Here is a 25,768-nt window from a genome sequence, read left to right as displayed (position 1 = left end):
ACCCGCGGTTCGAGTGCGCATCGTGCGAACTAGCGTGGAAGAGCCCTTCCCCTCACCGGCCCGGAGACCCTGCATGAGCGCGCCCGCCGCACCGACCGCCCGCGAACGACGTCGCTGGGAACAGTACCTCGTCAACGAGCGCGCCGAGGCCCGGATCTATCGCGAGCTGGCCGCGCGGCGAACGGGCGAGGAGCGCGACATCCTGCTCGCACTCGCCGAGGCGGAGGGACGGCACGAGGCGCATTGGCTGGAGCTCCTGGGCGGCGAGCCCGCGCGGCTGCCGCGCCCGGACGCGCGCACGGTGCTGCTCGGATCGATGGCCAAGCGCTTCGGCTCGATCTTCGTCCTCGCCCTGGCGCAGAACGCCGAGGCGCGCTCGCCCTACGACGACGAGCCGTCCGCGACCGCGGCCATGGCGGCGGACGAGAAGGTCCACCACGAGGTGGTCCGCGGACTCGCCGCCCGTGGCCGCCGACGGCTGTCCGGCACGTTCCGGGCGGCCGTCTTCGGCGCCAACGACGGGCTCGTGTCGAACCTCGCGCTCGTCATGGGCATCGGGGCGACGGGCGTCCCCGCACAGTTCGTGCTCTTCAGCGGAGTCGCGGGACTGCTCGCCGGGGCGCTGTCGATGGGGGCAGGCGAGTTCGTGTCGGTCCGCTCGCAGCGCGAGCTCCTGGCGGCCACCGAGCCGAGCGACTTCGCCGACGGCGCGATCCCGCACCTGGACATCGACGCCAACGAGCTCGCCCTCGTCTACCGCACCCGGGGCATGCCCTCCGCCGAGGCGTCCGCGCGCGCCCGACGTGCCGTCGAGGCTGCGCGCGCATTCGGCGAGGGCCGCGCTCACACATCGCCGCTCAGCACGGTGGACCATCGCGAGGTCGTCGGAAGCGACTGGGGTGCCGCGCTCTCGAGCTTCCTCTTCTTCGCCTCGGGGGCGATCATCCCCGTACTTCCGTGGATCTTCGGACTGTCGGGTGCCGCGGCGGTCGTCCTCGCCCTCGTGCTGGTGGGGGTCGCGCTGCTGTGCACCGGCGCCGCAGTCGGCCTCCTCTCGGGCGCCCCGCCGCTGCGCCGCGCCCTGCGGCAGCTCGCGATCGGGTTCGGCGCGGCGGCGGTCACCTACGCCCTCGGGCTGCTGTTCGGAGTGTCGCTCGCGTGACGCGTGGAGGCCTCCGGCGATTCGTTCCACACCCGGCGACGTGGTAGTGTCGTTCCTCGGTTGCGAAACCGAAAACCACCTGCGCGGGTGGCGGAATAGGTAGACGCGCTAGCTTGAGGTGCTAGTGCCCGTATAGGGCGTGGGGGTTCAAGTCCCCCCTCGCGCACAACAACGAGAAGGCCCCCGAAAGGGGGCCTTCGTCGTCGAGAGATAGGTTTGTGGGCATGCCTCCGTCCCCTCCTGAGCCCCCCGTGCTCCCCGAGGTCGCCGCGGTGGCGCGCGACCTGATCCGCTTCGACACGACCAATCACGGCGGCGGGCGCGCAGCGGGGGAGCGGGAGGCGGCCGAGTACGTGGGCGCCTACCTCGAACGGCTCGGCCTCGCTCCCGAGTACTACGAGCCGGTTCCGCGCCGGACCAACGTCATGGCACGGGTCCCCGGCCGCAACCCCGGCAAGCCCGCCCTCGTGCTCCACGGGCACCTCGACGTGGTGCCCGCGATCGCCTCCGACTGGAGCGTGGACCCGTTCGAGGGAGTCGTCCGCGACGGGATGCTGTGGGGCCGGGGGGCGGTGGACATGAAGGACATGGATGCCATGATCCTGACGTCCGTCGCCGAGATCCTCCGCGCCGGCGACCAGCCGGAGCGCGACCTCGTCCTGGCGTTCTTCGCCGACGAGGAGAACGGCGGCGTCGAGGGCTCGGCGCTCGTCGTGCAGGATCGCCCGAAGTGGTTCGCCGGTGCCACCGAGGCGATCAGCGAGGTGGGCGGATACTCGATCTCCGTCGGCGAACGCCGCGCCTACCTGCTCCAGGTGGGGGAGAAGGCGCTCATCTGGATCCGCCTCGTCGCGCGCGGCCGCGCTGCGCACGGCTCCAGCCTCCACCCGGACAACGCCGTGACCGCCCTCGCCGCCGCCGTCGCCGCGCTCGGCCGGACCGAATGGCCCGTCACCCTCACCGCCACGACCCGCGAGATGTCGGCGCGGCTGGGCGAGCTCGTCGACGCCGGGACCGACGATCCGGACACCGTCGCAGCGACGGCGGGCGCGGCATCCGGATTCCTGCGGTCGACCCTCCGCACCACCACCAACCCCACGGGCCTGACCGCCGGCTACAAGCACAACGTCATCCCCGACCGCGCCGAGGCCCTGGTCGACGTCCGCGTGCTGCCGGGCACCGAGGAAGCCGCCCTCGCCGACATCCGCCGCATCGTCGGCGATGCCGTCGAGGTCGAGATCGTGCACCAGGACATCGGCCTGGAAGTGCCTTTCTCCGGCGATCTGGTCGACGCGATGGTGTCGGCCCTCGGGCGCCACGACCCCGGAGTGCCGGTCATCCCGTATCTCATGGGCGGCGGGACCGACAACAAGGCGCTGGCGGCGCTCGGGATCGCGGGCTTCGGCTTCGCTCCGCTGCGCCTTCCGGCCGACCTCGACTTCACCGGTATGTTCCACGGGGTCGATGAACGCGTGCCGATCGACGCGCTCGTCTTCGGTCAGCGGGCGCTGTCCGACCTCCTCCGTTCCTACTGACCACCCGCGAAAGGCGCTCATGCTTCTCGAGGCGATCATCCTCGGCTTCGTGCAGGGACTCACCGAGTTCCTGCCGGTCTCCTCCAGCGCGCACCTGCGCGTCCTCGGCGAGTTCCTGCCGTCGGCGCAGGACCCCGGCGCCGCATTCACCGCCATCACGCAGATCGGCACCGAGGCGGCCGTGGTCCTGTTCTTCTGGCGCGACATCGTGCGCATCATCGGGCACTGGTTCCGGTCGCTGTGGGGTCGGGTCCCGCGCAACGACCCCGATGCGCGCATGGGCTGGCTGATCATCGTGGGCAGCATCCCGATCGTCGTCCTCGGGCTGCTGTTCCAGGATCAGATCGAGACGGTCTTCCGGTCACTGTGGCTGATCGCCGCGATGCTCATCTTCTTCGGCGTGCTGCTGGGCATCGCCGATCACGTCGGCGCCAAGAAGCGCAAGCTGCAGGACATCACGGTCGGGCACGGTGTGATCTACGGGTTCGCGCAGTCGCTCGCTCTCATCCCCGGCGTCTCCCGCTCGGGCGGAACGATCACCGCCGGCCTGTTCATGGGCTACGAGCGGGCGGCCGCCGCACGCTACGCGTTCCTCCTCGCGATCCCGGCGGTCTTCGGCAGCGGCTTCTACCAGCTGTTCAAGAGCTGGAACGAGCCGGGGGTGTTCACGCTGGGCGAGACGGCCGTCGCGACGATCGTGGCCTTCTTCGTCGCGCTCGGGGTGATCGCGTTCTTCATGAACTGGATCTCCCGGCACAGCTTCCTGCCGTTCGTCGTCTACCGGGTCGCTCTGGGCGCGACGCTGCTCGTGCTCCTGAGCCTGGGCGTCATCGAGGCCTACTGACCCCGCGTACGGGCGGCGCGGGATGCCGCTACCGGCGCGGGTCGTCGCGTCCGGGCTTGCTCGGACCGTCGCCGCCGCGGCGCAGATAGCGCTCGAACTCCTGAGCGATGGCGTCTCCCGACGCCTCGGGGGAGTCCCACGTGTCGCGCGTGCGCTCGAGCTGGCGGATGTACTCCGTCATCTCCTCGTCGTCGGCCGCAGCCGCGTCGATCGACGCCTCCCAGGCCGCCGCCTCGGTCGCGAGATCGCCTCGAGGTACGGAAGCGCCCGTGAGGTCCTCGAGCCGGTCCAGGAGGGCGAGCGTGGCCTTCGGAGACGGCGTGTGGCCGGCGACGTAGTGAGGAACGCTCGCCCACAGGCTGGCGGAGGGGATGCCCGCCGTGTCGGCCGCATGGCCGAGCACACTGAGAATGCCCACGGGACCCTCGTAGGTGCTGCGCTCCAGCGAGAGGGAGGTGCGCAGCATCTCGTTGTCGCTCCCGGCGAACACCGAGATCGGGCGGGTGTGCGGAACGTCCGACATCATCGAGCCGATCGACAGGAAGCCGGTGATGTCCTCCCGCAGGGCCACGTCGATGAACTCCGTGGCGAAGGCCTGCCACGCGCGCGCCGGCTCGACGCCGGTGAGCAGCCACAGCTGCGTCCCGCTGCGCGTGGTGCGGGTGGGGCGCAGGAGAACGGCCTCGGGCCACGTGAGCATCCGCTTCCCGTCGCCGTCGGTGGCGATCTGCGGTCGCGTGTACTGGTAGTCGAAGTAGAGCTCGGGGTCCACCGAGAAGACGGGCTCGTACGTGCCGCTCTCGCGAAGCTGCGTGATCGCGGACGACGCGGCCTCGCCCGCATCGTTCCATCCGTCGAACGCGGCGACGAGCACCCGGCGACCCAGTCCGTCCACGTGACCTCCTCCGCCCGCGGTGCGGGCTCCTTCCAGGATAGGCCCGGCGCGGCGCCGACGGTCGAGGACGCGCGCCGACCGCGGTGAGGCAGCTCCGGCGGCGGCCTGTCGTCGCCCGGCGGCTAGCATGGACCGATGCATTCCGAGCCTCTCGCCGCCGTCCTGTGGGACATGGACGGCACCCTCGTCGACACCGAGCCCTACTGGATGGCGGCGGAGACGCCGCTCGTGGAGAGCTTCGGCGGGACGTGGAGCCACGCGCAGGCGCTGAGCCTCGTGGGCATGGGGCTCGAGGACTCGGCGCGCATCCTCCAGGATGCGGGCGTCCGCATGGGCACGCACGACATCATCGCCCACCTCACCGACGAGGTCATGCGTCAGCTCTCGACCACCGGAGTTCCCTTCCGACCGGGCGCCCGCGAGCTGCTCGGCGACCTGCGCGCGGCGGGGGTGAAGACGGCACTGGTCACGATGTCGATGCGACGGATGGCCGACACGGTCGTCGACCTCATCGACTTCGACGCCTTCGACGTCGTGGTCGCCGGAGACGAGTCCACGCGCCCCAAGCCCTTTCCCGACCCCTATCTGCAGGCCTGCGATGCGCTCGGGGTGAACCCCGACCAGGCCGTTGCGATCGAGGACTCGCCCAACGGATTGAGGTCGGCCGTGGCGTCCGGGGCCGCCACGATCGGAGTGCCCCTCATGGTGTCGCTGACCGGAGCGGGAGCCCACGCCCTGTGGCCGACGCTCGAAGGTCGCACCGCCGCGGACGTGGCATCCTTCCACGCCGCCCACCGCGCCAAGGAGGTCGCACGATGACCGAACGGCCCCGCGGCCCCTTCCGCCTCGGTGACCGCGTGCAGCTCACGGGCCCCAAGGGGCGTCTGCACACCATCACGCTCACCGAGCGCGGCGAGCTCCACACGCACCATGGAGTGCTGCGGCACGATCAGCTGGTCGGCCAGCCCGACGGATCGGTCGTCGCCAACAGCGGCGGCCACGAGTACCTGGCCCTTCGTCCGCTTCTGCGCGACTTCGTCATGTCCATGCCGCGCGGAGCGGCGATCGTCTACCCGAAGGACGCCGCTCAGATCATCGCGGAGGCGGATGTCTTCCCCGGAGCGGTCGTGGTCGAGGCGGGCGTGGGATCCGGCGCCCTCTCGCTGTGGCTGCTCCGGGCGATGGGCTCCGACGGGCGCCTCATCTCGTTCGAGCGGCGGCCGGAGTTCGCCGAGGTGGCCCGCGCGAACGTCGAGACGTATCTGGGTGAGCCGCCGGCGAACTGGGACGTCGTGGTGGGCGATCTCGTCGAGACGCTGCCGCAGGCCGTTTCCCCCGGCACGGTCGACCGCGTCGTCCTCGACATGCTCGCGCCGTGGGAGTGCATCGACGTCGTCGCCGACGCGCTCACGCCGGGCGGCGTGGTGCTCTGCTACGTCGCGACGGCGACGCAGCTCAGCCGTGTCGCGGAGTACCTCCGCAACACGGGTCTGTTCACCGACCCCGAGGCGAGCGAGACGATGGTCCGAGGCTGGCACGTGGAGGGGCTCGCGGTGCGGCCCGACCATCGCATGGTGGCGCACACCGGCTTCCTGCTCTGGGCGCGGCGCCTCGCGCCGGGCGCCGTCCCGCCCGAGGTCAAGCGTCGTGCGTCGAAGTCCAGCTACGGCGACGAGGACGTCGAGCTGTGGACGCCTGGCGCCGTCGGAGACCGCCAGATCACCGACAAGAACCTCCGCAAACGTGTCCGTGAGGCGCAGCGCGCGGCGGCGGGTGCGCGGCGCGCCGCCGCGTCCGACGGCGACGCGGGCGAGCCCGGCGCTTCCGCCTAGACTGTTCCGGTGCGCAAGATCCCCGCAGCCCTCGCGATCCTCGGACTCGCAGCGGTCGGCCTGGCCGGCTGCTCGCTTCCCGCCGCCTCCGACTGCCCTCGTCCGGACGGCAGCGGCGAGGACCTCGACCTCATCCAGGTGACGGGCTCGACGGATGCCGCGCCCGAGGTCGACCTCTACACGCCGTTCAACCCTCCCGTGACGCAGTTCACCGACCTCGAGGAGGGCGACGGCGAGATCCCGATCACGTCGGACGGCCAGCTGGTCGTGCTCGACCTCAGCCTGTACTCGGGTGACAGCGGCGAGCCGCTCGTCGCGAGCGGGTACGACGGCGATCTCTCGCAGCCGATCCCGATGTCCCAGTGGGTCGCCACCGTGCCCGCGCTCGAGCAGGCGCTCCACTGCGCCTCCGACGGGGCGCGCGTGGTCGTCGCGATCCCGCCCGACGGCATCGAGGCCTCGGCCGCGACCAGCGTGGGGCTCTCGGAAGGCGAGTCCGCCGTCGCCGTCGTCGACGTGCGCAAGGTCTATCGCGGTGCCGCCGACGGGACCCTGGTGTACAACTCGGGCATGGGCCTGCCGGCCGTCGTCCGCGCTCCGGACGGGACGCCCGGCGTGGTGGTGCCCGACGGCGCCGCCCCTGACGAGCTCGTCACCCAGACCCTCATCAAGGGACACGGTCCCGTCGTCGAAGAGGACTCCACGGTGCGGCTCCACGTGCTCTCGGTGGGCTGGGACGACAAGGAGCAGATCTCCTCCACGTGGGAGACCGGCGCCCCGCAGTCCCAGTCCGTGACCGGACAGCAGCTCCTGCAGGACGTGCTCGTCGGCCAGACCGTCGGCTCGCAGGTGATGGCCGTCGTGCCCGCCGAGCTCGGCGGCACCGAGCAGGCGACGGTCTTCGTGTTCGACATCCTCGGACTCGACGAAGCCGCCCCCGCCCCGTAGCCGACGCGTCGCGAAGAGGTCGCTCGCGCGCGACCGGGCGACCCTAGGATGAGTGGGTGCCTGCCAACGCGACCGCGAAGAATCCGCCGGAGGAGCGGCTCGTCAACCTGGTCGTCGCGCTCATGGCGACCGATCAGGGGCTGACGAAGGACACCATCCTCTCGTCGGTCTCGGGCTACCGCGAACAGTCCAACGCGGGTGCTTCCAAGGACGCGCTCGAGAAGATGTTCGAGCGTGACAAGGAGAGTCTGCGCGGACTGGGGGTGCCGATCGAGACGATCGGCGACTGGGCCGACCCGGACGATCTCCGCGAGGCACGCTACCGGGTGCCCACCACCGAGTACGAGCTGCCCGAGGACATCGAGTTCACCCCCGCCGAGCTCGCGCTGCTCAACCTCGCCGGAGGGGTGTGGAGCGAGAGCTCGATGTCCGACGATGCGCGCAGCGGGCTGCGGAAGATCCGGGCGCTCGGCATCCCCATCGACGAGCCGATCATCGGCTACTCGCCGCGGATCAGCCTCCACGATCCGTCGTTCCCGCAGTTGCAGCGCGCGATCGAACAGTCGCGCGTTGTCCGCTTCCCGTATCTGAAGCCCGGCGAGGAGGCTCCGCGAACGCGTCAGGTCCGGCCGCTCGCGCTGGTCGAGTACGAGGCGCGCTGGCACGTCTTCGGCATCGACCTCGGCGTCGGCGCGGATCGGACGTTCCTGCTCTCGCGGATCGTCGGGCCCGTCACCGTCACGCGGGAGGAGTTCGACCCCGTGCTGCGTGAAGGCGCAGGCGAGCGCGCGCTCCGCGGTCTCGACGAGGTCGCGCGCGCGCAGACGGCCCTGCTCGAGGTCAATCCGGGCAGCGAGGCAGCGCTCCGGCTCGCTCGGCGCGCGGTGCCGGCCGACCAGGGCATCCGCGTGTCCTACGTCGACGCCCACATCTTCGCGGAGGAGCTCGCGTCCTACGGTCCCGAGGTGCGGGTCGTGGAGCCGGCCGAGCTGCGCGACCGCGTGATCGATCGGCTCGCCGCCGCGCGCGACCTGAACGGATCGCTGTCGTGAGCGCGCGCCGGCCCCTCGTCGCGACCGACCGCGCGGCGCTCATGCTGCAGCTCGTGCCCTACCTCATCGGCAAAGGGGAGGTGTCGATCGCCGAGGCCGCAGACGAGTTCGACGTGACCCCGGATCAGATGCGCTCCATGGTGGAGAAGCTCACGGTCATCGGGCTCCCGGGCGACGGCGGCTACTGGCAGATGGCCAACGACCTCTTCGACATCGACTGGGATCTCCTCGACCAGCGCGACCTCATCGTCATCACCAACTCCGTCGGCCTGGAGCGCGCGCCCAAGCTCACCGCGCGCGAGGCCGCCGCCCTTCTCGCGGGCCTGCAGCTCGCGCGCACGATCCCCGGAGTAGGAGATACCGACCTTTTCGCCGGACTGCTCGCCAAGCTCGCTCGGGGGGCTTCTGGCACGCCCGCCGAGGTCATCGTGGCGCCCGGGCCCGTCGACTCCGTCCGCGACACCGTCGCGACGGCCCTCCGCCGCGGCGTCGCCGTCTCCTTCACCTACAAGGCCCCGGATGCCGCGCCGACCATCCGGACGGTCGACCCGGTGAAGGTGCACATCGCGGACGGGCAGTGGTACCTGCAGGGGTGGTGCCACCTTCGCGAGGCGATGCGCACCTTCCACCTCGACCGGGTCAGCGACCTGCGTCTCACCGACATCCCGATCACCCACGCCGGCGAGCCCGCTCCGGGCTGGTTCGAGACGAGCGAAGACGATGTCGTGGCCCGCATCCGCTTCCCGGAGGCCGTCGCGCGCCTCCTCGGGGACTACCTCGACCGCGCGGTCCTCGACACGGAGGACGGGATGACGACCGCGACGATGCGCGTCGCCGACGAGTTCAGCCTGCGCCGACTCGCCGTGCGTCGCGGGGGCGAGGTGGAGGTGCTCGAGCCCGAGGCCGCCCGCCGGGCCGCCGCTGAGTGGGCGGAGGCCGGTCTCGCGCAGTACCGATGACGACTCGGTGACGACTTCGTGGGCCTCGCCTCGTCCGGCGCGGCGGCGGGTTACACTGATGGCGGACCCGCCGAAAGGACATCGACATGCTGCAAGGCCTCACGGGATGGCACTTCCTGATCATCCTGGCCGTGATCCTGCTGCTGTTCGGCGCGGCGAAGCTGCCGGCGCTGGCCAAGAGCATGGGTCAGTCCGCCCGCGTCTTCAAGGGCGAGATGAAGGCCATGAAGGACGACGACGCTTCGCCGACCGACGCGACGTCCACCGCTCCCGCCGCCTCCACGGAAGCGCCGGCGACCCAGGTGCGCACGGACGCGGGCGGAACCACCGATTCCCAGCCCTGACCCCTCGTGGTTACGGCAGGACCGCCGCGCGTAGGAGAGTCCGACTCGCCGCGGCGAGATAAGCGCATGTCGCTCGGCCAGCACCTGGTCGAGTTGCGGCGACGGATCATGTGGGCCGCGCTGGCCCTGATCGTCGGCATGGTCGTCGCGTTCTTCATCACCGACCCCGTCATCCACCTCATCACCGAGCCGCTGCGCGTCGTCGCGGCGACCGAGGGCGAAGAGGCCAAGGTCGAGCTGATGTTCAGCACCGTGACGGCGGCCTTCGACCTTCGCCTCCGCATGTCGTTCGCGATCGGACTGCTGATCTCGGCGCCCATCTGGCTGTGGCAGATCTGGGCGTTCATCATGCCCGGCCTCACGCGCAAGGAGGTCCGGTACACCGTCGGTTTCCTCGCCGCTGCGATCCCGCTCTTCTTCGCGGGCTGCGCGGTCGGGCTCGTGATCATGCCGCACATCGTGGAGCTGATGGCCTCGTTCGTTCCCCAGGGCGCGGCATCCTTCTACGACGCCGCGTATTACTACGACTTCGTCTTCAAGCTGCTCATCGTCGTCGGCGTCGCCTTCGTCCTCCCGGTGTTCCTGGTCGCCCTCAATGTCGCCGGCGTGATGTCGGGCCGCGCGATCCTCAAGGGCTGGCGCGTCGCGGTGCTGATCTCGGTCGTCTTCTCCGCGCTGGCCACCCCGGCGGCGGACGTCGTCAGCATGCTCATGCTCGCCGGGATCATGGTGGTTCTCTTCTTCGCCGCTGCTGCGCTTTCGCTGCTCTTCGACCGGCGGCGGGCCAGGCGCGACGCCGCGATCCTGCCGCCCGAGACCGGCGCATGACCGACCCCGGGCCGGCCGAGCGATACGCCCGGGCCCGCGACGCCGCCGCTCGCGATCGCTCCCACCCGGTCACCTCCACCTTCGCCGCCGCGCAGCGGTTCACCCTCGACGACTTCCAGCTGGCCGGATGCCACGCCCTCGAAGAGGGCCGCAGCGTCCTGGTCGCCGCGCCCACGGGTGCCGGCAAGACGATCGTGGGAGAGTTCGCGGTGCATCTCGCGATGCGCGAGCCCTCCGACAAGGCGTTCTACACGACGCCGATCAAGGCGCTGTCCAATCAGAAGTTCCGCGAGCTGCAGGACGTCTACGGTCCGGATCAGGTCGGTCTGCTCACGGGCGACACGAACATCAACGGCAGCGCCCGCATCGTCGTCATGACGACCGAGGTCCTGCGCAACATGCTCTACGCGGACTCGCCCGCTCTGCGTGGCCTGCGTTACGTCGTGATGGACGAGGTGCACTACCTCGCCGATCGGTTCCGAGGCGCGGTGTGGGAGGAGATCATCATCCACCTGCCCCCGTCCGTGCGGCTGGTCTCGCTGTCGGCGACGGTGTCCAACGCGGAGGAGTTCGGCGACTGGCTCGACACGGTCCGGGGCGACACCGCTGTGATCGTGTCCGAGACGCGTCCGGTCCCGCTCGAGCAGCACGTCCTCGTGCGCGGCGATCTGCTGCCGCTCTTCGACGATCGGGCGGGCGTCGCCACGGCGCAGGTCAATCAGGAGCTCATGCGCATCCGCTCCTTCAAGGGCCCGACGTACGAGAACAACCGGCGCGCCCAGCAGCTGTCCAGTGCGCGGCACGGAGGGTACGAGGCATCCCGTCGCCGCCCCCAGCGCGGAGGAAAGCGCCCGGTCCGCTCGGCGAACGTGCAGCGCATCGAGCGGCTCGACCGACCGGACGTCGTCCAGCTCCTGGCAAGGTCGAACCTTCTGCCCGCGATCTTCTTCATCTTCAGCCGGGTCGGCTGCGACGCCGCCGTGCAGCAGGTGCGTCGCGCTGGGGTGAGGCTCACGAACCAGGAGGAGCGCGCCGAGATCCGCGCCATCGTCGAGGAGCGCACCCGCACGCTCCAGGACGAGGACCTCGCCGTGCTCGGCTACTGGGAATGGCTCGACAACCTCGAACGCGGCGTCGCCTCCCACCACGCCGGACTGCTGCCGGCCTTCAAGGAGGTCGTCGAGGAGCTCTTCCAGCGCAAGCTCGTGAAGGTGGTGTTCGCGACCGAGACGCTGGCGCTCGGGATCAACATGCCGGCGCGCACCGTCGTGCTGGAGAAGCTCGAGAAGTTCAACGGGGAAGCGCGGGTCGCGATCACGTCGGGCGAGTACACCCAGCTCACCGGACGCGCGGGACGACGCGGCATCGACGTCGAGGGCCACGCTGTCGTGCAGTGGACCGAAGGCTTGGACCCGCAGGCCGTCGCCGCGCTCGCCTCACGCCGCACCTATCCGCTCAACTCGAGCTTCCGGCCGACGTACAACATGGCCGTCAACCTGATCGATCAGTTCGGACGCCCGCGGGCGCGCGAGATCCTCGAGTCCTCGTTCGCCCAGTTCCAGGCGGACCGGGCCGTCGTGGGACTCGCGCGTCAGGTGCGCGAGCAGGAGGAGTCGCTCTCCGGGTATGCGAGCGCCATGACCTGCGACCGGGGCGACTTCGCGGAGTACTCCGGGATCCGCCGCGAGCTGAGCGACCTCGAGAAGACGAACCGCCGCGACGCCGGGGCGTCCCGACGCACGCGCGACGAGCGGCAGCGCCAGATCGCGAGCCTGCGCAAGCGGATGCAGCGGCATCCCTGTCACTCGTGCCCCGACCGCGAGCACCACGCGCGCTGGGCGGAGCGGTACTGGAAGCTCAAGGGCACGATCGACAAGATGCGCCGGCAGATCGAGACTCGCACGGGCACCGTCGCGCGCATCTTCGACCGTGTGGTCGATGTCCTGGCCGAGCTGGACTACGTCCGCCTCGGGTCGGACGGCGCGACGGCACTGACCCCCGCCGGACGCACCATGCGGCGAATCTACGGCGAACGCGACCTCCTCGTCGCCGAGTCGCTGCGCCGCGGATTGTGGAAGCATCTCGACGCCGCCGGTCTCGCAGCGCTCGCGTGCTGCCTCGTGTACGAGCCGCGCCGCGATGACGGCGGACCGGGGGAGCGCGGCCTGCCGCGCGGGGAGTTCCGGACCGCCTTCGGCGAGACGCTCGAGCTGTGGCAGCGTCTCGACGACCTGGAGCGCGAGCACCACCTGCCGGGCTCCGAGCCGATCGCCCCCGGCCTCGCGCAGGCGATGCACTCGTGGGCGCGGGGCGCGATGCTCGACCGCGTGCTGGACGAGGCCGAACTGGCCGCGGGTGATTTCGTGCGGTGGGCGAAGCAGACCATCGACCTGCTGGACCAGCTCTCCCTGGTCGCCGAGGCGCCGCTCGCGGCGACGGCGCGGAAGGCTCTAGAGGCGGTGCGGCGCGGCATCGTGGCGTACTCGGCGGTCTGACAGCGGCCGCACAGTCCCACACGCTTAGGGTGGTTTCGTGCCTCTCGCCGCTGCGCCGCGCCCGCTCCTCCCGCTGTGGGGTGCCGTGCTGGCGTCGATCGTCGGCGGTGCGGTCCTGGACCTCGCCTATCCCTCGGTCGGCTGGTGGCCCCTGGCCTTCGTCGGCGTCGGCCTGGCGCTCGTCGCGCTCGTCGGCCGCTCGGTGTGGGGCGCTGTCCTCGTCGGATTCGTGTTCGGCGCGACGTTCTACCTCATCCACATCGTGTGGATCACGCGGTATCTCGGGGTCGTGCCGTGGTTCGCGCTGGCGGGCATCGAGACGGTCTTCATGGCGATCGGATCGATCGGCCTCACCCTGTCGTATCGGTGGATGCCGCGGCTGTTCCCGTCGCGATGGGCCTCCCTCGTCGCCCTGCCCCTCCTGATCGGCGGGGTGTGGACGGCTCGCGAGCTCTTCATGGGCTCCTGGCCCTACACCGGCTTCCCCTGGGCGCGCATCGGCATGAGCCAGTCCGAGAGCCCGCTCGCCCACCTCGCGTCATGGACGGGCGTCGCGGGCCTCACGTTCCTCATGGTCGCCTTCACCGCTGCCGTCATCGAGTGGTTCCGGCTCGCACGGTTCCGGGATCTTCGCACCGCGATCCCATCGGCCGCGGTCGCGGTGCTCCTGCTCGTCGTCCCCGCCTTCCCCACGACGCCCTCGGGCGCTCTGCGCGTCGGCAGCGTGCAGGGGAACGGGCCCTCCGGCTACTTCGATCCGCGCGACCGCAACGACGTGCTCAACGCCCAGCTCGAGGCATCCGCCCCGCTGTTCGGCGAGGATCTCGACGTGCTCCTGTGGCCCGAGGGCGGGATCGACTCCGACCCGCTGGCCAACGAGAGCACCGCACGCACGCTCGATGCGCTGGCGGAGCGGGTGGATGCTCCGCTGATCGTCAATGCCGCCACCACGCGCGGGGACGACACCTACAACACCTCGATGCTGTGGATCGCGGGGGAGGGTGCTGTCCAGCTCCACGACAAGACCAACCCGGTCCCGATGGGGGAGTACGTTCCCGACCGCTGGTTCTACGAGGCGCTCGCCCCCGACCTGATCGGCCTGATCCAGCGCGAGTACACGCCGGGCACCAATCGCCCGTTCCTCGACGTCGACGGCGTGGGGGTGGGCCTCGCGATCTGCTTCGACGTGATCTACGACGACGTGATCTGGGCGGGCGCCCAGGACGGTGCGCAGGTATACATGTTCCAGACCAACAACGCCGATTTCCGGGACACCGACGAGAACCTGCAGCAACTCGCGTTCGCCCGAATGCGAGCGATCGAAACCGGACGATCGGTCGTCAATCTCTCGACGGTGGGCACGAGCCAGGTGATCGCCGCGGACGGGTCCACGATCGACGGACTGCCGGCGGGACAGCCGGGCCACATGCTCACGGAAGTGCCGCTGTACACCGGCCTGACCCCCGCCGTCGTCGTCGGCCCGTGGGTCCAGGCGCTGCTCGGCTGGGGATCTCTGGTCGTGCTTCTCGGACTCGGCGTCGCCGTGAAGGTCGCCGGTCGCCGGAAAGCCGAAACGCCGGCCCCGCTGGGGGCCGGCGTCGGACAGAGAGGCTGAGCGTCAGGCGCTGATCTTGTCGAGGGTGACGTCCTCGCCGGCGCCACGACGGGCGCGGACGTACGCGAGACGCTCCTCGAGCAGCTCCTCGAGCTCGGGAAGAGTGCGACGCTCGAGCAGCATGTCCCAGTGGCTGCGCGGCGTCTTGTCGCCGGAGTGGTCGACCGTGGCCGTTCCGTCGCCGACCCGCAGCAGCGCCTCGGCGCCGCACGTGCGGCACTCCCAGGCCGGCGGAACTTCAGCGTCGGCCGCGAAGATCATGGTGGTGTCACGCCCGCAAGCGGTACAGGAGTAGACGTGCTGTGCACGTTCGTGGAAGACGACGCCCTCTTCGCTCTGTAGGCTCTGGGCGCCGAGTCGGATGCCGCGCAAGCTGCGGTCTGCCATTTTGTGGTCCTCTCGTCGCTGTACAGGTATAACGGGGTGACCTGTGCGGATCATCCGAAAGGCGCGTGGGACCGGGTGTTTCACAGACGATGCTCAGCCGCCGTCAGCGGAGTGCGCGCAACGCCACATCGGCGCGGTCCGTGACGATCCCGTCGACTCCGGCGTCGACGAGTCGACGCATGTCGGCGGGGTCGTTGACGGTCCAGACGTGCACCTCGGCCCCGCTTCCGTGGACGGCCTCGACGAAGCGGGGCGTGACGATCCGCAGGCGTCCTTGCCGCTCGGGCACCTGGACGGCGTCGACGTCCTGGAGGGCGCGCCGCACGCTTCGGCGCGAGCGCACCGCGAGCCCGGCGAGAACGCGTCCGATCGTGCCGCGGCCCGCCGAGGTGGCGGGGCGAACGCCGCGGCCCGCAGCCGCGGCGGCGGCGAGGGCGGCACGTCGACGTTCGTCGGAGAAGCTGGTGACGAGCACGCGATGGCCGTGCGGAGCGACGAGCCGACCGACCGCGTCCGCGGCGTCCGCGGCCTTCACGTCGAGATTGAACCGCACGGTCGGGAACGCGTCGAGCGCCTGCTCGAGCGTGAGCAGACCGCCTCGCTCCGACATCAGCCCTTCCAGTTCGTGAGAACGAACCGCCGCGACCGGGCGCGGATCGCCCGTCACCCGGGAGAGGTCCTCGTCGTGGAACAGCACGACGACGCCGTCGGCGGTGAGGTGGCAGTCGGACTCGACGTAGTCTGCCCCGGCGGAGTGTGCCGCGGCCACGGCGGCGAAGGAGTTCTCGACGACGCCGTGCGCGGCATCCTCCGCCGTGACGAGGCCGCGGTGCGCCAGCACGCGGGGAGTCGCTGCGCCGGCGAACCAGGGATGCTGCGTCACGGCAAGGGCTGCACGCCCGATGCCCGGTCCTCGGAGCGCGTCATCGAGGGCGGAGCGGCGGCCCCGCCGGCGGCGCTCAGGAAGGAACCGCTCAGTCCCTTGAGCGCCTCGGTGAACTCGCTCGGGATGATCCACAGCTTGCTCGAGGCGCTGTCGGCGATCTTCGGGAGGGTCTGCAGATACTGGTAGGCGAGCAGCTTGTCGTCGGGGTTGCCGGAGTGGATCGCGTCGAAGACGGTCTGGATCGCCTCTGCCTCACCCTGCGCCCGCAGCACCTGTGCCTGCTTGTCGCCCTCGGCCTTGAGGATCTCGGCCTGCCGGCGGCCCTCCGCCTCGAGGATCTGTGACTGCTTGGAACCCTCGGCGGTGAGGATGGCGGCGCGGCGGTCCCGCTCGGCCCGCATCTGCTTCTCCATCGAGTCCTGGATCGAGATCGGCGGATCGATGGCCTTGAGCTCCACGCGGCCGACCCGGATGCCCCATTTGCCGGTGGCCTCGTCGAGGACCACGCGCAGCTGGCCGTTGATGTTGTCGCGGCTGGTGAGGGCCTCTTCGAGGTTGAGGCCGCCGACGACGTTTCGCAGGGTCGTCGTCGTCAGCTGCTCGACGGCGCCGAGGTAGTTGGCGATCTCGTAGGTCGCGGCGCGCGCATCGGTCACCTGGAAGTACACGACGGTGTCGATGGACACGACGAGGTTGTCCTCGGTGATCACCGGCTGAGGCGGGAAGGACACGACCTGTTCGCGCATGTCGATGAGCGGGCGGAGCCGGTCGATGAACGGCACCAGCAGGTTCAGACCCGGCGTGAGGGTCTTGTGATACCGGCCGAGCCGTTCGACGATGCCCGCGTTGGCCTGGGGGATGATGCGGATCGACCGGACGATCACCACCAGCACGAAGATGAAGACCGCGATGGCGAGCAGCCACGCGATGGCCGTGGGGATGAGAGTGCCGAGATCGCTCATGCGCTGGTGTCCTCCGTCAGGGTGGGATTCGAGGCGCGAACGACGGCAGTCGCGCCGTCGATGCGGCTGACCACGATCGGGGTACCGGGGTCGAGCTCGCCGCTGTCGGTGCGGGCGGTCCACACGTCGCCGTTGATCAGCCGCACCTGACCGCCGTGGGCGCTCACCGTGGACACGACCCGCCCGCCGATATCCAGGAGCGCATCGACGTTGGACGGGGTGGGGTCCTCGCCGCGATGCAGCCGTCTCAGGAGGGGCGGGCGGAGGAAGAGGACGAGTACCGCGGCCACGACCGCCGCGATGATCACCTGCAGCCAGACCGGCGCTCCGAGCAGATCGCTCCCGAGTCCGGCGAGTCCGCCGATGCTCAGCATCAGGAAGGTGAAGTCGAGGGTGAGCATCTCGATGACCAGGAAGAGCAGGATGAGCACAAGCCACCCGATCCACGCGTACTGTTCGATCGTCTGGATGAGCTCCACTGTGCGCCTCCTCGTGGTTCGAACCTAGCAGGTAGGGTCGAGGGCGTGACTGAGACATCCACCCCTCTTCCTGGCGGTTCGCTGAGCGGCAAGACCGCCCTCGTGACCGGGTCGTCCCGTGGTATCGGCGCCGACACCGCGCGCTACCTCGCCGAAGCGGGCGCGAACGTCGTGATCAACTACCGCAACAAGGCTCCGCGCGCAGAGAAGCTCGCAGGCGAGCTGCGCGGTCTGGGCGTCGAGGTCCTCGTCGTCGGCGCCGACCTCACCGACGCCGAGTCCGTCCAGGCCATGTTCGACGAAGTGTCCCGCACGTTCGGCGGTCTCGACATCCTCGTCCTCAATGCCTCCGGCGGCATGGAGTCGGGGATGGCCGCGGACTACGCGCTTCAGCTCAATCGCGATGCGCAGGTGCGCGTGCTCGAGACCGCGCTTCCCGTGCTGGGTGAGGGATCCCGCGTCGTCTTCGTCACCAGCCACCAGGCCCACTTCATCCGCACGACGCCGACCATGCCCGAGTACGAGCCGGTGGCCCTGTCCAAGCGGGCGGGCGAGGACGCCCTCCGCGAGATGATCCCCGCCCTCGCCGAGCGCGGGATCGAGTTCGTCGTGGTGTCGGGGGACATGATCGAGGGAACCATCACCGCCACCCTCCTGGAACGGGCCAACCCCGGTGCGATCGCCGCGCGCCGCGAGGATGCGGGCAAGCTCTACAACGTTTCAGAGTTCGCCGCGGAGGTTGCGGCCGCCGCTCTCGACCCCGTTCCGCCGGGCAACACCCGCCTCGTGGGCGACACGTCCTCGTTCGCGGGGGAGTGAGGCGTGGGCCCTCACGACATCGAGAAGCTCATCGCCGTCGGCCGCCCCTCCCTGCCGCCGGACGCGTCCTTCGCGGTCTTCGCGACGGCGCGACCGGATCTCCTCGCCAACCGGGGCGTCGGGCAGCTGTGGCGGATCGACCTTCCGGAGGGCACGCCCCGCCGGCTCACGCGCGGGACGGCGGACTCCGCGCCGCACGTCTCGCCCGACGGGGCGAGCATCGCGTTCCTCCGTGGCGATGCCAAACGCCGCCCGCAGATCCACGTCATTCCGGCCGGTGGCGGCGAGCCGGTGCAGGCGACCGACGCCCCGCTCGGAGTCGAATCGTTCGCGTGGTCGCCCGACGGCCGATCCTTCGGCTTCGTCGCCCGTACGCCCGAGGCGGGTCGCTACGGCACGGTCGAGGGACTGGATGCCGCCGCCGAAGCGCCGCGTCACATCACGGGGATCCGCTGGCATGCGAACGGCCTGGGGTACCTCGCCGATCAGCCGGCGCAGCTCTTCGTCGTCCCGGCGCCCGAGACCGACGCGGAGCCGTTCTACGATCCGGCACCGGCCGTGCGACCGGAGGGTGGCGAGCCCCCGCGCAAACCGGTCGTCCCGGCCGAGGCGAGGCAGCTCACCGACGGTCCCGCGTCCCACGCCCGTGTCACGTTCTCCGCCGACGGGGCGGAACTCATCACATCGGTCGACGAGATCGAACCGTCGCGCCGCGACCTTCGCACGCGGGTCGTCGCCGTGGCCGTCGACGGCTCCGGGACGCGCGAGATTCTCTCTCGCGACACGGGACTCTCGGTCTGGGATGCCGCGGTGGCCGCCGACGGCACCATCGCCCTTCTCGCCCACGAGGTGGGCGACGAGGGCGTGGACTTCATCGCTCCGGGCGTCGGGCTGTGGCTCGTCGAGCCGGCGGGCCCGCGCCGTCTCACCGACGAGGAGAGTATCGACCTCGGCGAGAGTCACATCACCGTCGACGGCGACGACTTCCTCGTCCAGCACAACGCGCGCGGACGCAACCGGCTGGTCCGCGTCACGCGCTCCGGCGAACTCACGGAGGTCCTGGGGGGCGACGTCGAGGTCGGCGGTCACGCCGCCGCCCGCGATCGCATCGTCGCCTCCATCGCAACCACCCATTCGTTCGGCGAGCTCGTGCTCATCGACGGAGGTCGGGAGCGGACGCTGACCGCCTTCGGAGCGGGGGCCGCGGCATCCGGCATCGTCACTCCGCAGGAGCGGACCTTCACGGGACGCGACGGCTATCCGATCCACGGCTGGGTCGCCGCGCCCGAGGGCGACGGGCCGTTCCCCGTGATCCTTCAGATCCACGGCGGTCCCTATGCGGCGTACGGCATCCACCTCTTCGATGAGACGCAGGTCCTCGTCGACGCCGGCTACGCGGTTGTGTACTGCAACCCCCGCGGATCTTCGGGGTACGGGCGCGCGCACGGCCGCAGCATCCGCCGGGCCCTGGGCACCGTCGACTTCGCCGACGTGATGGACTTCCTCGACGCGGCGATCGAACACGACCCGCGGCTGGACGGCTCCCGGGCGGGTGTCATGGGCGGATCCTACGGCGGCTACCTCACGGCCTGGGTGATCGCGCACGACCACCGGTTCGCCGGGGCGATCGTCGAGCGGGGGTTCCTGGACCCAGCGACGTTCCAGGGCACGAGCGACATCGGCACGTTCTTCGGCGACGAGTACGTGGGGGTGTCGCCCGACGACATCGCGCGTCAGAGCCCGATGGCCGTGGTCGACCAGGTCACGACGCCCACCTTCGTCATCCACTCGGAGCTCGACTTCCGCTGCCCGCTCGAACAGGCGACGCGGTACTACGCCGCCCTCAAGCGCAACGGCACCGAGGCCGAGATGCTCGTCTTCCCCGGGGAGAACCACGAACTCACCCGCGCGGGTCAGCCTCGGCATCGTGTGCAGCGCTTCGAGGCCGTCCTCGCGTGGTGGGCGAAGCACCTGCCCGCGCACTGAGACACGACGGCAGAAGGGCCCCAGGATTCCCTGGGGCCCTTCCGTCGCCTAGCGGATCAGAGGTTCTTCCTGCCGAACGTGAAGGCGCGGACGATGTTGATGATGCCGAGGACCACGAGCGCGATGCCCAGGATCCACCACAGCACCACCGCGCCCCACAGCGGGCTGAACAGCAGGTAGAGACCGGCGATGATGCTGATGATCGCGAAGAAGATCGACCAGCCCTTCGACGCCGCGTCGCCGAGGGTCGAGAGCGCCACGATGCCCTCGACGATCCAGAGGATGCCGACGAGGATGACGACGAAGATCGCCAGCCACGCCGTCGCCTGCTGGAGGTTCACGAGCGCGACGATTCCGGCGATGACGAACAGGACGCCCAGGGCGATGTGTCCCAGGCGGGCCCACCCTCCCTTGTTGCGCGTGAAGATGCCGAGGCCTGCGTAGACGATGCCGGCGGCGATCGCGTAGATCGCGATGACGATCGTGACGACGAACGCCGCGTTCTGGGGCTGGAAGATGATGAAGAGACCGGCGAGGACCGCGAGGACGCCGCCGATGCCGAGCGCCGTGCGGATGCCGTTGACGGCCGACTTCTCGGCCGCGGATTCGGTGGACATGCGAGTTGTCCTTTCTGAGAGTTACCTGGGAACGTGCGCCTAAAGACTAGACCCGAACTCGACCTTTCGCGCGCTGCATGTCGTGTGTCGTCGTACGCGCCGCGCATCGTCGATCGGCGGAACTCTCGCCACGGCGCCTCGCGCGGCGCTACGGTGAGCGTGCGTGTACTGAGTTGGGAGGCATCCGATGGCCGTTTTCTCGAGAGGATTCGGCGCGCGGCGCCGGGAGAGCGACCCGAACCTGCCGCCGGGGCAGTACCTCACCGACGATTTCCCAGTGCTGTCGGCGGGGCCCACGCCTCGCATCGACACCTCCGAGTGGTCGTTCTCCGTCGTCGAGGGCGGACGTGGGCTGGCCTCGTGGAGCTGGGAGGACTTCCTCGCCCTCCCGATCGAGGACATCACGACCGACATCCACTGCGTGACGCGCTGGTCGAAGCTGGGCACGAGCTGGCGCGGGGTTTCCGTGGACACGCTGCTGGAGAACGTGGAGTCCGAAGCGACCCACGTGATGGCCCACTCGTACGGCGGATACACGACCAACATCCCGCTGGACGACCTGGTCGACGGGCGCGCGTGGGTGGCGTTCGAGTTCGAGGGCGAACCGCTCGATCCCGAGCACGGCGGCCCCGCGCGACTGCTCGTGCCGCACCTGTATTTCTGGAAGAGCGCGAAGTGGGTCCGCGGACTCGAGTTGATGGACGGCGATGCGCCCGGGTTCTGGGAGCAGAACGGGTACAACATGCACGGCGACCCGTGGACCGAGGAGCGATATTGGTGACCGTCGGCGGGTGGCGACCCGCGCGCGTGAGTTCGGTGACGACGGCCACCCCGACCGCGAGACTGCTGCGTCTGGACGTGCCGGGCTGGCCGGGCAACGAGGCGGGTCAGCACGTCGACATCCGGCTCACCGCCGAGGACGGGTATCAGGCCGTGCGCTCGTACTCACTGAGCTCCTACGGTCCGGGCGAGTCCATCGAGCTCGGAGTGGACGAGGTCCCCGACGGCGAGGTGTCGCCGTACCTCGTGCAGGACGTCCGGCCGGGTGACGAGCTCGAGGTGAAAGGCCCGCTGGGTGGCTACTTCGTATGGCGGCCCGGGGGAGAGGGACTGGTGCAGCTCGTGGCGGGAGGCTCGGGAGTGGTGCCTCTGGTCGCGATCGCACGCGCGGCGACGGATGCCTCGGCGGGGGCATCCGTCCGCCTGCTCTACTCGGTGCGGACTCGGGAAGACGCGATGTATCGCGATGAACTCGAAGCTTTCGCGACGCCCGGGGGAGTGGAGTTGACCTGGGCCTACACGCGACAGGCGCCCGAGGGCTGGACCGGTCGCATCGGCCGCGTCGACGAGAGCGTCCTGCGCGCGTCGGTCTGGAGTGCGGAGTTGCAGCCGACGGTGTACGTGTGCGGGCCGACCGGTTTCGTCGAGCACGTCGCGGACGCGCTCGTCCGACTCGGCCATTCGCCGGATCGGGTCAAGACCGAGCGATTCGGAGGAGCATGATGCGTGCGGAGAACGCGTCGTCCATCGTCGACGGCAACGTGCTGGCGGGCCTGCTGGGCGGCATCTTCGAGGGCGACGCGACGACGCTGATCGGAGTGTGCGGGGGATGCGGCGCACGCGGAGCGCTCGCGGAGACCGTGGTCGAGATCGACGACGTGGCGGCGATCGTGCGATGCCGCTCGTGCTCGCACACACTGCTGACGGTGCTGCACGATGACGATGACGTGCGCCTCGTCGTCGGGACGCTGCGGGAGCTGCGGCGGTCGTGAGGCTCAGCCCAGCAGCAGAGTGACGGCGATGAGCACCGGGACGCAGCCGATCGTGGTGAGGAAGACGGTGTCGCGCGCGATCGTCTCGCCGACGTCGAAGCGCTGCGCGTAATTGAAGACGTTCTGGGCGGTGGGCAGCGCAGCCAGGACGACGACCACCAGCACCTCCTGCGCACTCAGGCCGAACACGAACGTCGCGACCACCCACGCCAGGACCGGCATCACCAGCAGCTTGAGCGCGGTCGCCACGAGGACGTCCCGACGGCGGCCGGACGGCGCGAGCACCCGCTGTCCGTGCAGCGAGATGCCATAGCTGATCAGGAGGATCGGAACGCACGCGTTCGCGATGAGCACCGCCGGCTCCATCACGATCGGCGGGAGTTCTACACCGCTCACCGACACGATCGCGCCGAGCGCGGAGCCGAGGACGATCGGGTTCGAGGCGGTTCGGGCGAGCGACCGCCACAGCGAGGTGCGGCCGAACGTCACCGTGTCGAGGATCGTCATGGTGATCGGCGTGAAGACGAGGAGCTGCAGCAGGATCACCGGCGCGGGGAAGGCGGCGCTCCCGAGCAGGTACAGCGACAGCGGGATGCCGATGTTGTTGGAGTTGACCTGCCCGGCGCTCAGTGCACCGATCACCGTCTCGCCGACAGACCGACGCCACGCCAGGCGCGCGAGGAGCGCATAGACGCCGATGACGACCACGGCGGCGATGGCCGAGACGGGCAGCAGGGCGGAGAACAGCATCCGGACGTCCGCCTGCGCGAGCACGACGAACAGCAGGAACGGCGAGAGCACGAAGAACGTGAGGCGCGCCAGCACCGGGCGCGCGTGCTCGCCGAGCAGGTCGATGCGGCCGAGGATCCACCCGACCAGGATCGCGACGCCCACCACCACGAACCCGGTGAGCGACTCCAGCATGAGTCGAGCCTATGGCCGGTGACGACCGTTATCGCGCGCCCGTCAAGCTCGCAGGTGCGCGTGGATGTCGCCGATGCGGACGCTCCGCGCGTTACGAGGGGCGTCTGCGCGGGGACTGATCAGCTGGTCGCCGGCATCGTCTTCCCTCCAGCGCCTCGCGCGCAAGCGTCATGAACCACACTGCGATGCGTCTTGGAGGTGACAGACCAGTTCCTCTGGAGGTGAGCCAGATGTGGCTTGAGAAACGGACTGCAGGAGTAGTTGTAGCGACACTTGTTGGGAGCGCGGGGGGTGGAGTTGCCCACGCCGCAACGGTGCTAGTGAACACGTCCAGTGGCGTCAGCGCCGTGGGTCCGATCAAGGTGAAGTTCTTCTGGTCGGCCGTGCTCAGATTGTTCATCACGATCGTTCACCACGCATCCCAAGCGATGGCAGCGCGAAATGTGAGTCGCGCGTTGCTGAAGACGATCCTGAACGAGGGAAAGAAGACGACTCGGAACGGAGTTGCGTATGTACGCTATGGGAACTACGAGGCGCGCGTGAACGTCAACACGGGGAAAGTGATTACTGTGGTGAAGCTCACCGGGGGTGGCGGGGGAGGCGGCGGGGTATGACCATTCCGTTTCGGTACGACCCAGAAGTTGATGCCGGATACATCAGGCTCAGCAACGCCCCCGTCGATCATACGGTCGACCTAGAGCCGACCACGCTCGGGTTGCCGGTGCTGATCGACGTCGATGCGTCCGGCGCGTTAGTGGGAATCGAGATACTCAACGTCACCACGACAGCCCCGTCGCTCACGTGAAGTCGAGGCGCTCCGCGCTGACGTTGATGGTAACCTGCGTGGCCACCACCATCAGTGGCTGGTCAGCTCAGCCCGGGCGCTACCGCATCATCGACGCCAGCGACGGCTCAGCCAACGACATGGGACGGCCCATGCGCTCATGCGGAGCTCGCCGCGCGAGCATGGCTGGAGACAGAAGGACTCAGCGGAGGCACCTGGTCCCGCGACGTCGACATGATCGTCTTCAATGCCGAGCCTCGACTCGTGGTGTTCGGGCTGATGGAATCCTCCTAGCCCGACTGCTGTCACGCCGCGCGAGGGACATGACAGCGGTCAGCCTGCCCCCGAGGTAATCCGACCAAACGCCGCTACCGTGGAGCGATGAGCGCTGCGGCCGAACCTAGAGACCGCGTGACCCGTCGTGCCGACACGGTGGCGATGCTGTCCTCGCCGGAGACGGATTGCTGGGTGGCCACCGCCTCGGCAGGCGGCAACCCCCACCTCGTGCCGCTCTCGCTGGCGTGGATCGGTGAACGCGCCGTCGTCGCCGTCGAGGCGGACTCGATCACAGCACGCAACCTGGCGGGCGGGCGCCGAGCGCGACTCGCGGTGGGGCCGACGCGGGAAGTTGTGGTGCTGGACACCGTGCTCGAGCGAACAGCAGGAGTCGACGACGACGCCGACCTCGGGTCCGCTTACGCGATGCAGGCGGACTGGGATCCCCGCGGCATCCCGGCGTATGTCTTCCTCGTGCTGCGCCCGGTGCGAATCCAGGCGTGGCGAGAGGCGAACGAGCTCCGTGGTCGCGTGTTGACGCGTGAGGGGGAGTGGCTGCCGTGAGGGGGCACGACGCCGACGAGGAGGTGCTCGTCGGCGGCAACGTCACGCCGGTCGTCCGCCGCGGCGATACCGTCCACCGGGAGGCCGGCGCGTGGACTCCGGCGGTGCATCGGCTGCTGCAGACGTTGAGGGATGCCGGTGTCGATGAGGTGCCGGAGCCGCGTGGCTCTGACGCGAACGGCCGGGAGGCGCTGTCCTACATTCCCGGACGGACGCTTGTGGATTGCGCGCCCGACGTGCGGTGGTCGAGCGGGGTGCTCGTCGCGGCCGGAAAGCTGCTTCGTCGCATTCACGACGCCAGCCGACCCCTGGTGAACGATCGCGCACTCATATGGCGATCGTCGAGGCGAACTCCCGCCGAAGTGATCTGTCATAACGACTTCGCGACGTACAACCTCATCGCTGATGGGGATACGCTTTCCGGAGTCATCGACTTCGACTTCGCGTCACCCGGGCCGCGGGTGTGGGATCTCGCTTACCTCGCGTATCGGATCGTGCCCTTCGCCGAGGATGCTCCGGATGCCGACGGTCTGAAGCGCGCACGGCGACTCGACCAGCTGATCGCAGCGTACGGCGGCGATCTGAGCGCTGCGGACGTCATGGCGGCGATGGTGAGTCGCCTCGAGGATCTTCGGCTGTTCACGTTGGGTCGGTTCGCGGAGACCGGCCGCGCCGAGTTCCGAGCTCACGCCGACATGTATGGCAGGGATGCGGACAGGCTGAGGTGACCCAACGGCGGACAGGTCATTGCTGATAATGCACATTATGTCAGTTCAAGCTGGGCGTCGCGTGGACTGTCCCTC

General features: G+C 69.8%; 28 protein-coding genes and 1 tRNA gene. 22 read left to right on the top strand and 7 right to left on the bottom strand.

The genetic code is table 11. From position 1 onward, the window contains the following. Positions 1–73 precede the first annotated feature (73 nt). The 4 genes from ACFQ0P_RS14550 to ACFQ0P_RS14535 all read left to right on the top strand — a co-directional run bounded on the left by ACFQ0P_RS14550 (position 74) and on the right by ACFQ0P_RS14535 (position 3,541). Positions 74–1,162, top strand: a complete 1,089-nt coding sequence (locus ACFQ0P_RS14550) for a VIT1/CCC1 transporter family protein (protein ID WP_204979368.1) — start codon at positions 74–76, stop codon at positions 1,160–1,162. Positions 1,163–1,243: 81 nt separating this feature from the next. Next, positions 1,244–1,328: transfer RNA gene (locus ACFQ0P_RS14545), tRNA-Leu, on the top strand. 58 nt (positions 1,329–1,386) lie between these two features. Continuing rightward, the gene (locus ACFQ0P_RS14540) at positions 1,387–2,697 is read left to right on the top strand and encodes a M20/M25/M40 family metallo-hydrolase (RefSeq protein ID WP_204979367.1); all 1,311 of its coding nucleotides are present in this window, start codon (positions 1,387–1,389) and stop codon (positions 2,695–2,697) included. A gap of 19 nt (positions 2,698–2,716) precedes the next feature. Beyond that, positions 2,717–3,541, top strand: a complete 825-nt coding sequence (locus ACFQ0P_RS14535) for an undecaprenyl-diphosphate phosphatase (protein WP_204979366.1) — start codon at positions 2,717–2,719, stop codon at positions 3,539–3,541. A gap of 28 nt (positions 3,542–3,569) precedes the next feature. On the opposite strand, the gene ACFQ0P_RS14530 is transcribed toward ACFQ0P_RS14535, so the two are convergent. After that, complete coding sequence (locus ACFQ0P_RS14530) at positions 3,570–4,436, bottom strand: PAC2 family protein (protein ID WP_204979365.1); 867 nt, start codon at positions 4,434–4,436, stop codon at positions 3,570–3,572. Between the two features lie 135 nt (positions 4,437–4,571). On the opposite strand from ACFQ0P_RS14530, the gene ACFQ0P_RS14525 reads away from it, so the two are divergent. The 9 genes from ACFQ0P_RS14525 (at position 4,572) to lnt (ending at position 14,509) form a co-directional block, all read left to right on the top strand. Then, positions 4,572–5,255: an HAD family hydrolase gene (locus tag ACFQ0P_RS14525; protein ID WP_204979364.1), complete on the top strand. Its 684-nt coding sequence runs from the start codon at positions 4,572–4,574 to the stop codon at positions 5,253–5,255. Then, positions 5,252–6,268, top strand: a complete 1,017-nt coding sequence (locus ACFQ0P_RS14520) for a tRNA (adenine-N1)-methyltransferase (protein ID WP_204979363.1) — start codon at positions 5,252–5,254, stop codon at positions 6,266–6,268. The genes ACFQ0P_RS14525 and ACFQ0P_RS14520 overlap by 4 nt, the downstream gene beginning before the upstream one ends. 9 nt (positions 6,269–6,277) lie before the next feature. Further along, positions 6,278–7,216 (top strand): FKBP-type peptidyl-prolyl cis-trans isomerase, encoded by a 939-nt coding sequence (locus tag ACFQ0P_RS14515; protein ID WP_204979362.1) that lies wholly within the window; start codon positions 6,278–6,280, stop codon positions 7,214–7,216. A gap of 56 nt (positions 7,217–7,272) precedes the next feature. Then, entirely contained in the window at positions 7,273–8,268 is a 996-nt protein-coding gene (locus ACFQ0P_RS14510) for a helix-turn-helix transcriptional regulator (RefSeq protein ID WP_204979361.1), read from the top strand. Further along, a complete protein-coding gene (locus ACFQ0P_RS14505) occupies positions 8,265–9,227 on the top strand; it encodes a helix-turn-helix transcriptional regulator (protein WP_378772646.1) in 963 nt (320 codons plus the stop codon). Before ACFQ0P_RS14510 ends, ACFQ0P_RS14505 begins: the two co-directional genes overlap by 4 nt. Before the next feature lie 86 nt (positions 9,228–9,313). Next, positions 9,314–9,571: a Sec-independent protein translocase subunit TatA gene (gene tatA / locus ACFQ0P_RS14500; RefSeq protein ID WP_204979360.1), complete on the top strand. Its 258-nt coding sequence runs from the start codon at positions 9,314–9,316 to the stop codon at positions 9,569–9,571. A gap of 66 nt (positions 9,572–9,637) precedes the next feature. Next, positions 9,638–10,399, top strand: coding sequence for a twin-arginine translocase subunit TatC (gene tatC / locus ACFQ0P_RS14495; protein ID WP_204979359.1), 762 nt, complete (start codon positions 9,638–9,640; stop codon positions 10,397–10,399). Then, positions 10,396–12,894, top strand: coding sequence for a DEAD/DEAH box helicase (locus tag ACFQ0P_RS14490; RefSeq protein ID WP_204979358.1), 2,499 nt, complete (start codon positions 10,396–10,398; stop codon positions 12,892–12,894). The genes tatC and ACFQ0P_RS14490 overlap by 4 nt, the downstream gene beginning before the upstream one ends. Positions 12,895–12,931: 37 nt before the next feature. Then, positions 12,932–14,509 (top strand): apolipoprotein N-acyltransferase, encoded by a 1,578-nt coding sequence (gene lnt / locus ACFQ0P_RS14485; protein ID WP_204979357.1) that lies wholly within the window; start codon positions 12,932–12,934, stop codon positions 14,507–14,509. A gap of 3 nt (positions 14,510–14,512) precedes the next feature. Here lnt and ACFQ0P_RS14480 read toward each other — a convergent pair whose 3' ends face one another. The 4 genes from ACFQ0P_RS14480 to ACFQ0P_RS14465 form a co-directional block, all read right to left on the bottom strand. Continuing rightward, complete coding sequence (locus ACFQ0P_RS14480) at positions 14,513–14,896, bottom strand: RNA polymerase-binding protein RbpA (RefSeq protein ID WP_204979356.1); 384 nt, start codon at positions 14,894–14,896, stop codon at positions 14,513–14,515. A 103-nt stretch (positions 14,897–14,999) separates the two neighbouring features. After that, positions 15,000–15,779: a glycerophosphodiester phosphodiesterase family protein gene (locus tag ACFQ0P_RS14475; RefSeq protein ID WP_204979355.1), complete on the bottom strand. Its 780-nt coding sequence runs from the start codon at positions 15,777–15,779 to the stop codon at positions 15,000–15,002. Continuing rightward, complete coding sequence (locus tag ACFQ0P_RS14470) at positions 15,776–16,744, bottom strand: SPFH domain-containing protein (RefSeq protein WP_204979354.1); 969 nt, start codon at positions 16,742–16,744, stop codon at positions 15,776–15,778. Before ACFQ0P_RS14470 ends, ACFQ0P_RS14475 begins: the two co-directional genes overlap by 4 nt. After that, positions 16,741–17,223, bottom strand: coding sequence for an NfeD family protein (locus tag ACFQ0P_RS14465; protein WP_204979353.1), 483 nt, complete (start codon positions 17,221–17,223; stop codon positions 16,741–16,743). The genes ACFQ0P_RS14470 and ACFQ0P_RS14465 overlap by 4 nt, the downstream gene beginning before the upstream one ends. 45 nt (positions 17,224–17,268) lie before the next feature. On the opposite strand from ACFQ0P_RS14465, the gene ACFQ0P_RS14460 reads away from it, so the two are divergent. Together ACFQ0P_RS14460 and ACFQ0P_RS14455 are read left to right on the top strand one after the other, a co-directional pair. Next, a complete protein-coding gene (locus ACFQ0P_RS14460) occupies positions 17,269–18,042 on the top strand; it encodes an SDR family oxidoreductase (RefSeq protein WP_204979352.1) in 774 nt (257 codons plus the stop codon). A 3-nt stretch (positions 18,043–18,045) separates the two neighbouring features. Continuing rightward, complete coding sequence (locus ACFQ0P_RS14455; RefSeq protein WP_204979351.1) at positions 18,046–20,028, top strand: S9 family peptidase; 1,983 nt, start codon at positions 18,046–18,048, stop codon at positions 20,026–20,028. A gap of 56 nt (positions 20,029–20,084) precedes the next feature. Here ACFQ0P_RS14455 and ACFQ0P_RS14450 read toward each other — a convergent pair whose 3' ends face one another. After that, on the bottom strand, positions 20,085–20,645 hold the full coding sequence (locus ACFQ0P_RS14450) for an HdeD family acid-resistance protein (RefSeq protein WP_204979350.1): 561 nt from the start codon (positions 20,643–20,645) through the stop codon (positions 20,085–20,087). Positions 20,646–20,832: 187 nt separating this feature from the next. On the opposite strand from ACFQ0P_RS14450, the gene ACFQ0P_RS14445 reads away from it, so the two are divergent. Genes ACFQ0P_RS14445 through ACFQ0P_RS14435 form a run of 3 tightly spaced genes read left to right on the top strand, consistent with a single transcriptional unit; the run spans position 20,833 to position 22,417 of the window. Continuing rightward, positions 20,833–21,426, top strand: coding sequence for a sulfite oxidase-like oxidoreductase (locus ACFQ0P_RS14445; protein WP_204979349.1), 594 nt, complete (start codon positions 20,833–20,835; stop codon positions 21,424–21,426). After that, positions 21,423–22,148, top strand: a complete 726-nt coding sequence (locus ACFQ0P_RS14440; RefSeq protein WP_204979348.1) for a ferredoxin reductase — start codon at positions 21,423–21,425, stop codon at positions 22,146–22,148. Before ACFQ0P_RS14445 ends, ACFQ0P_RS14440 begins: the two co-directional genes overlap by 4 nt. Continuing rightward, complete coding sequence (locus tag ACFQ0P_RS14435) at positions 22,148–22,417, top strand: DUF6510 family protein (protein WP_204981428.1); 270 nt, start codon at positions 22,148–22,150, stop codon at positions 22,415–22,417. Before ACFQ0P_RS14440 ends, ACFQ0P_RS14435 begins: the two co-directional genes overlap by 1 nt. A 3-nt stretch (positions 22,418–22,420) precedes the next feature. On the opposite strand, the gene ACFQ0P_RS14430 is transcribed toward ACFQ0P_RS14435, so the two are convergent. Further along, on the bottom strand, positions 22,421–23,341 hold the full coding sequence (locus tag ACFQ0P_RS14430; RefSeq protein ID WP_204979347.1) for an AEC family transporter: 921 nt from the start codon (positions 23,339–23,341) through the stop codon (positions 22,421–22,423). A 170-nt stretch (positions 23,342–23,511) separates the two neighbouring features. On the opposite strand from ACFQ0P_RS14430, the gene ACFQ0P_RS14425 reads away from it, so the two are divergent. The 4 genes from ACFQ0P_RS14425 (at position 23,512) to ACFQ0P_RS14410 (ending at position 25,693) form a co-directional block, all read left to right on the top strand. Beyond that, positions 23,512–23,955, top strand: a complete 444-nt coding sequence (locus ACFQ0P_RS14425) for a hypothetical protein (protein ID WP_204979346.1) — start codon at positions 23,512–23,514, stop codon at positions 23,953–23,955. Then, positions 23,952–24,146: a DUF2283 domain-containing protein gene (locus ACFQ0P_RS14420; protein WP_204979345.1), complete on the top strand. Its 195-nt coding sequence runs from the start codon at positions 23,952–23,954 to the stop codon at positions 24,144–24,146. Before ACFQ0P_RS14425 ends, ACFQ0P_RS14420 begins: the two co-directional genes overlap by 4 nt. Before the next feature lie 360 nt (positions 24,147–24,506). Further along, positions 24,507–24,965: a pyridoxamine 5'-phosphate oxidase family protein gene (locus ACFQ0P_RS14415; RefSeq protein ID WP_204979344.1), complete on the top strand. Its 459-nt coding sequence runs from the start codon at positions 24,507–24,509 to the stop codon at positions 24,963–24,965. After that, a complete protein-coding gene (locus tag ACFQ0P_RS14410) occupies positions 24,962–25,693 on the top strand; it encodes a phosphotransferase (RefSeq protein ID WP_204979343.1) in 732 nt (243 codons plus the stop codon). The genes ACFQ0P_RS14415 and ACFQ0P_RS14410 overlap by 4 nt, the downstream gene beginning before the upstream one ends. The last annotated feature ends 75 nt before the right edge of the window (positions 25,694–25,768 follow it).

Source organism: Microbacterium insulae (assembly GCF_042677065.1).
Classification (GTDB): domain Bacteria; phylum Actinomycetota; class Actinomycetes; order Actinomycetales; family Microbacteriaceae; genus Microbacterium; species Microbacterium insulae.
The sequence above is the reverse complement of the archived record's forward strand: the minus strand, read 5'-3'. Positions and strand labels throughout refer to the sequence as shown.

Coding starts and splice junctions, on each gene's coding strand:
- ACFQ0P_RS14550 (WP_204979368.1), top strand. CDS start 74: ATGAGCGCGCCCGCCGCACCGACCGCCCGCGAACGACGTCGCTGGGAA.
- ACFQ0P_RS14540 (WP_204979367.1), top strand. CDS start 1,387: ATGCCTCCGTCCCCTCCTGAGCCCCCCGTGCTCCCCGAGGTCGCCGCG.
- ACFQ0P_RS14535 (WP_204979366.1), top strand. CDS start 2,717: ATGCTTCTCGAGGCGATCATCCTCGGCTTCGTGCAGGGACTCACCGAG.
- ACFQ0P_RS14525 (WP_204979364.1), top strand. CDS start 4,572: ATGCATTCCGAGCCTCTCGCCGCCGTCCTGTGGGACATGGACGGCACC.
- ACFQ0P_RS14520 (WP_204979363.1), top strand. CDS start 5,252: ATGACCGAACGGCCCCGCGGCCCCTTCCGCCTCGGTGACCGCGTGCAG.
- tatA (WP_204979360.1), top strand. CDS start 9,314: ATGCTGCAAGGCCTCACGGGATGGCACTTCCTGATCATCCTGGCCGTG.
- tatC (WP_204979359.1), top strand. CDS start 9,638: ATGTCGCTCGGCCAGCACCTGGTCGAGTTGCGGCGACGGATCATGTGG.
- ACFQ0P_RS14490 (WP_204979358.1), top strand. CDS start 10,396: ATGACCGACCCCGGGCCGGCCGAGCGATACGCCCGGGCCCGCGACGCC.
- ACFQ0P_RS14480 (WP_204979356.1), bottom strand. CDS start 14,896: ATGGCAGACCGCAGCTTGCGCGGCATCCGACTCGGCGCCCAGAGCCTA.
- ACFQ0P_RS14470 (WP_204979354.1), bottom strand. CDS start 16,744: ATGAGCGATCTCGGCACTCTCATCCCCACGGCCATCGCGTGGCTGCTC.
- ACFQ0P_RS14450 (WP_204979350.1), bottom strand. CDS start 20,645: ATGTCCACCGAATCCGCGGCCGAGAAGTCGGCCGTCAACGGCATCCGC.
- ACFQ0P_RS14445 (WP_204979349.1), top strand. CDS start 20,833: ATGGCCGTTTTCTCGAGAGGATTCGGCGCGCGGCGCCGGGAGAGCGAC.
- ACFQ0P_RS14435 (WP_204981428.1), top strand. CDS start 22,148: ATGCGTGCGGAGAACGCGTCGTCCATCGTCGACGGCAACGTGCTGGCG.
- ACFQ0P_RS14430 (WP_204979347.1), bottom strand. CDS start 23,341: ATGCTGGAGTCGCTCACCGGGTTCGTGGTGGTGGGCGTCGCGATCCTG.
- ACFQ0P_RS14425 (WP_204979346.1), top strand. CDS start 23,512: ATGAACCACACTGCGATGCGTCTTGGAGGTGACAGACCAGTTCCTCTG.
- ACFQ0P_RS14420 (WP_204979345.1), top strand. CDS start 23,952: ATGACCATTCCGTTTCGGTACGACCCAGAAGTTGATGCCGGATACATC.
- ACFQ0P_RS14415 (WP_204979344.1), top strand. CDS start 24,507: ATGAGCGCTGCGGCCGAACCTAGAGACCGCGTGACCCGTCGTGCCGAC.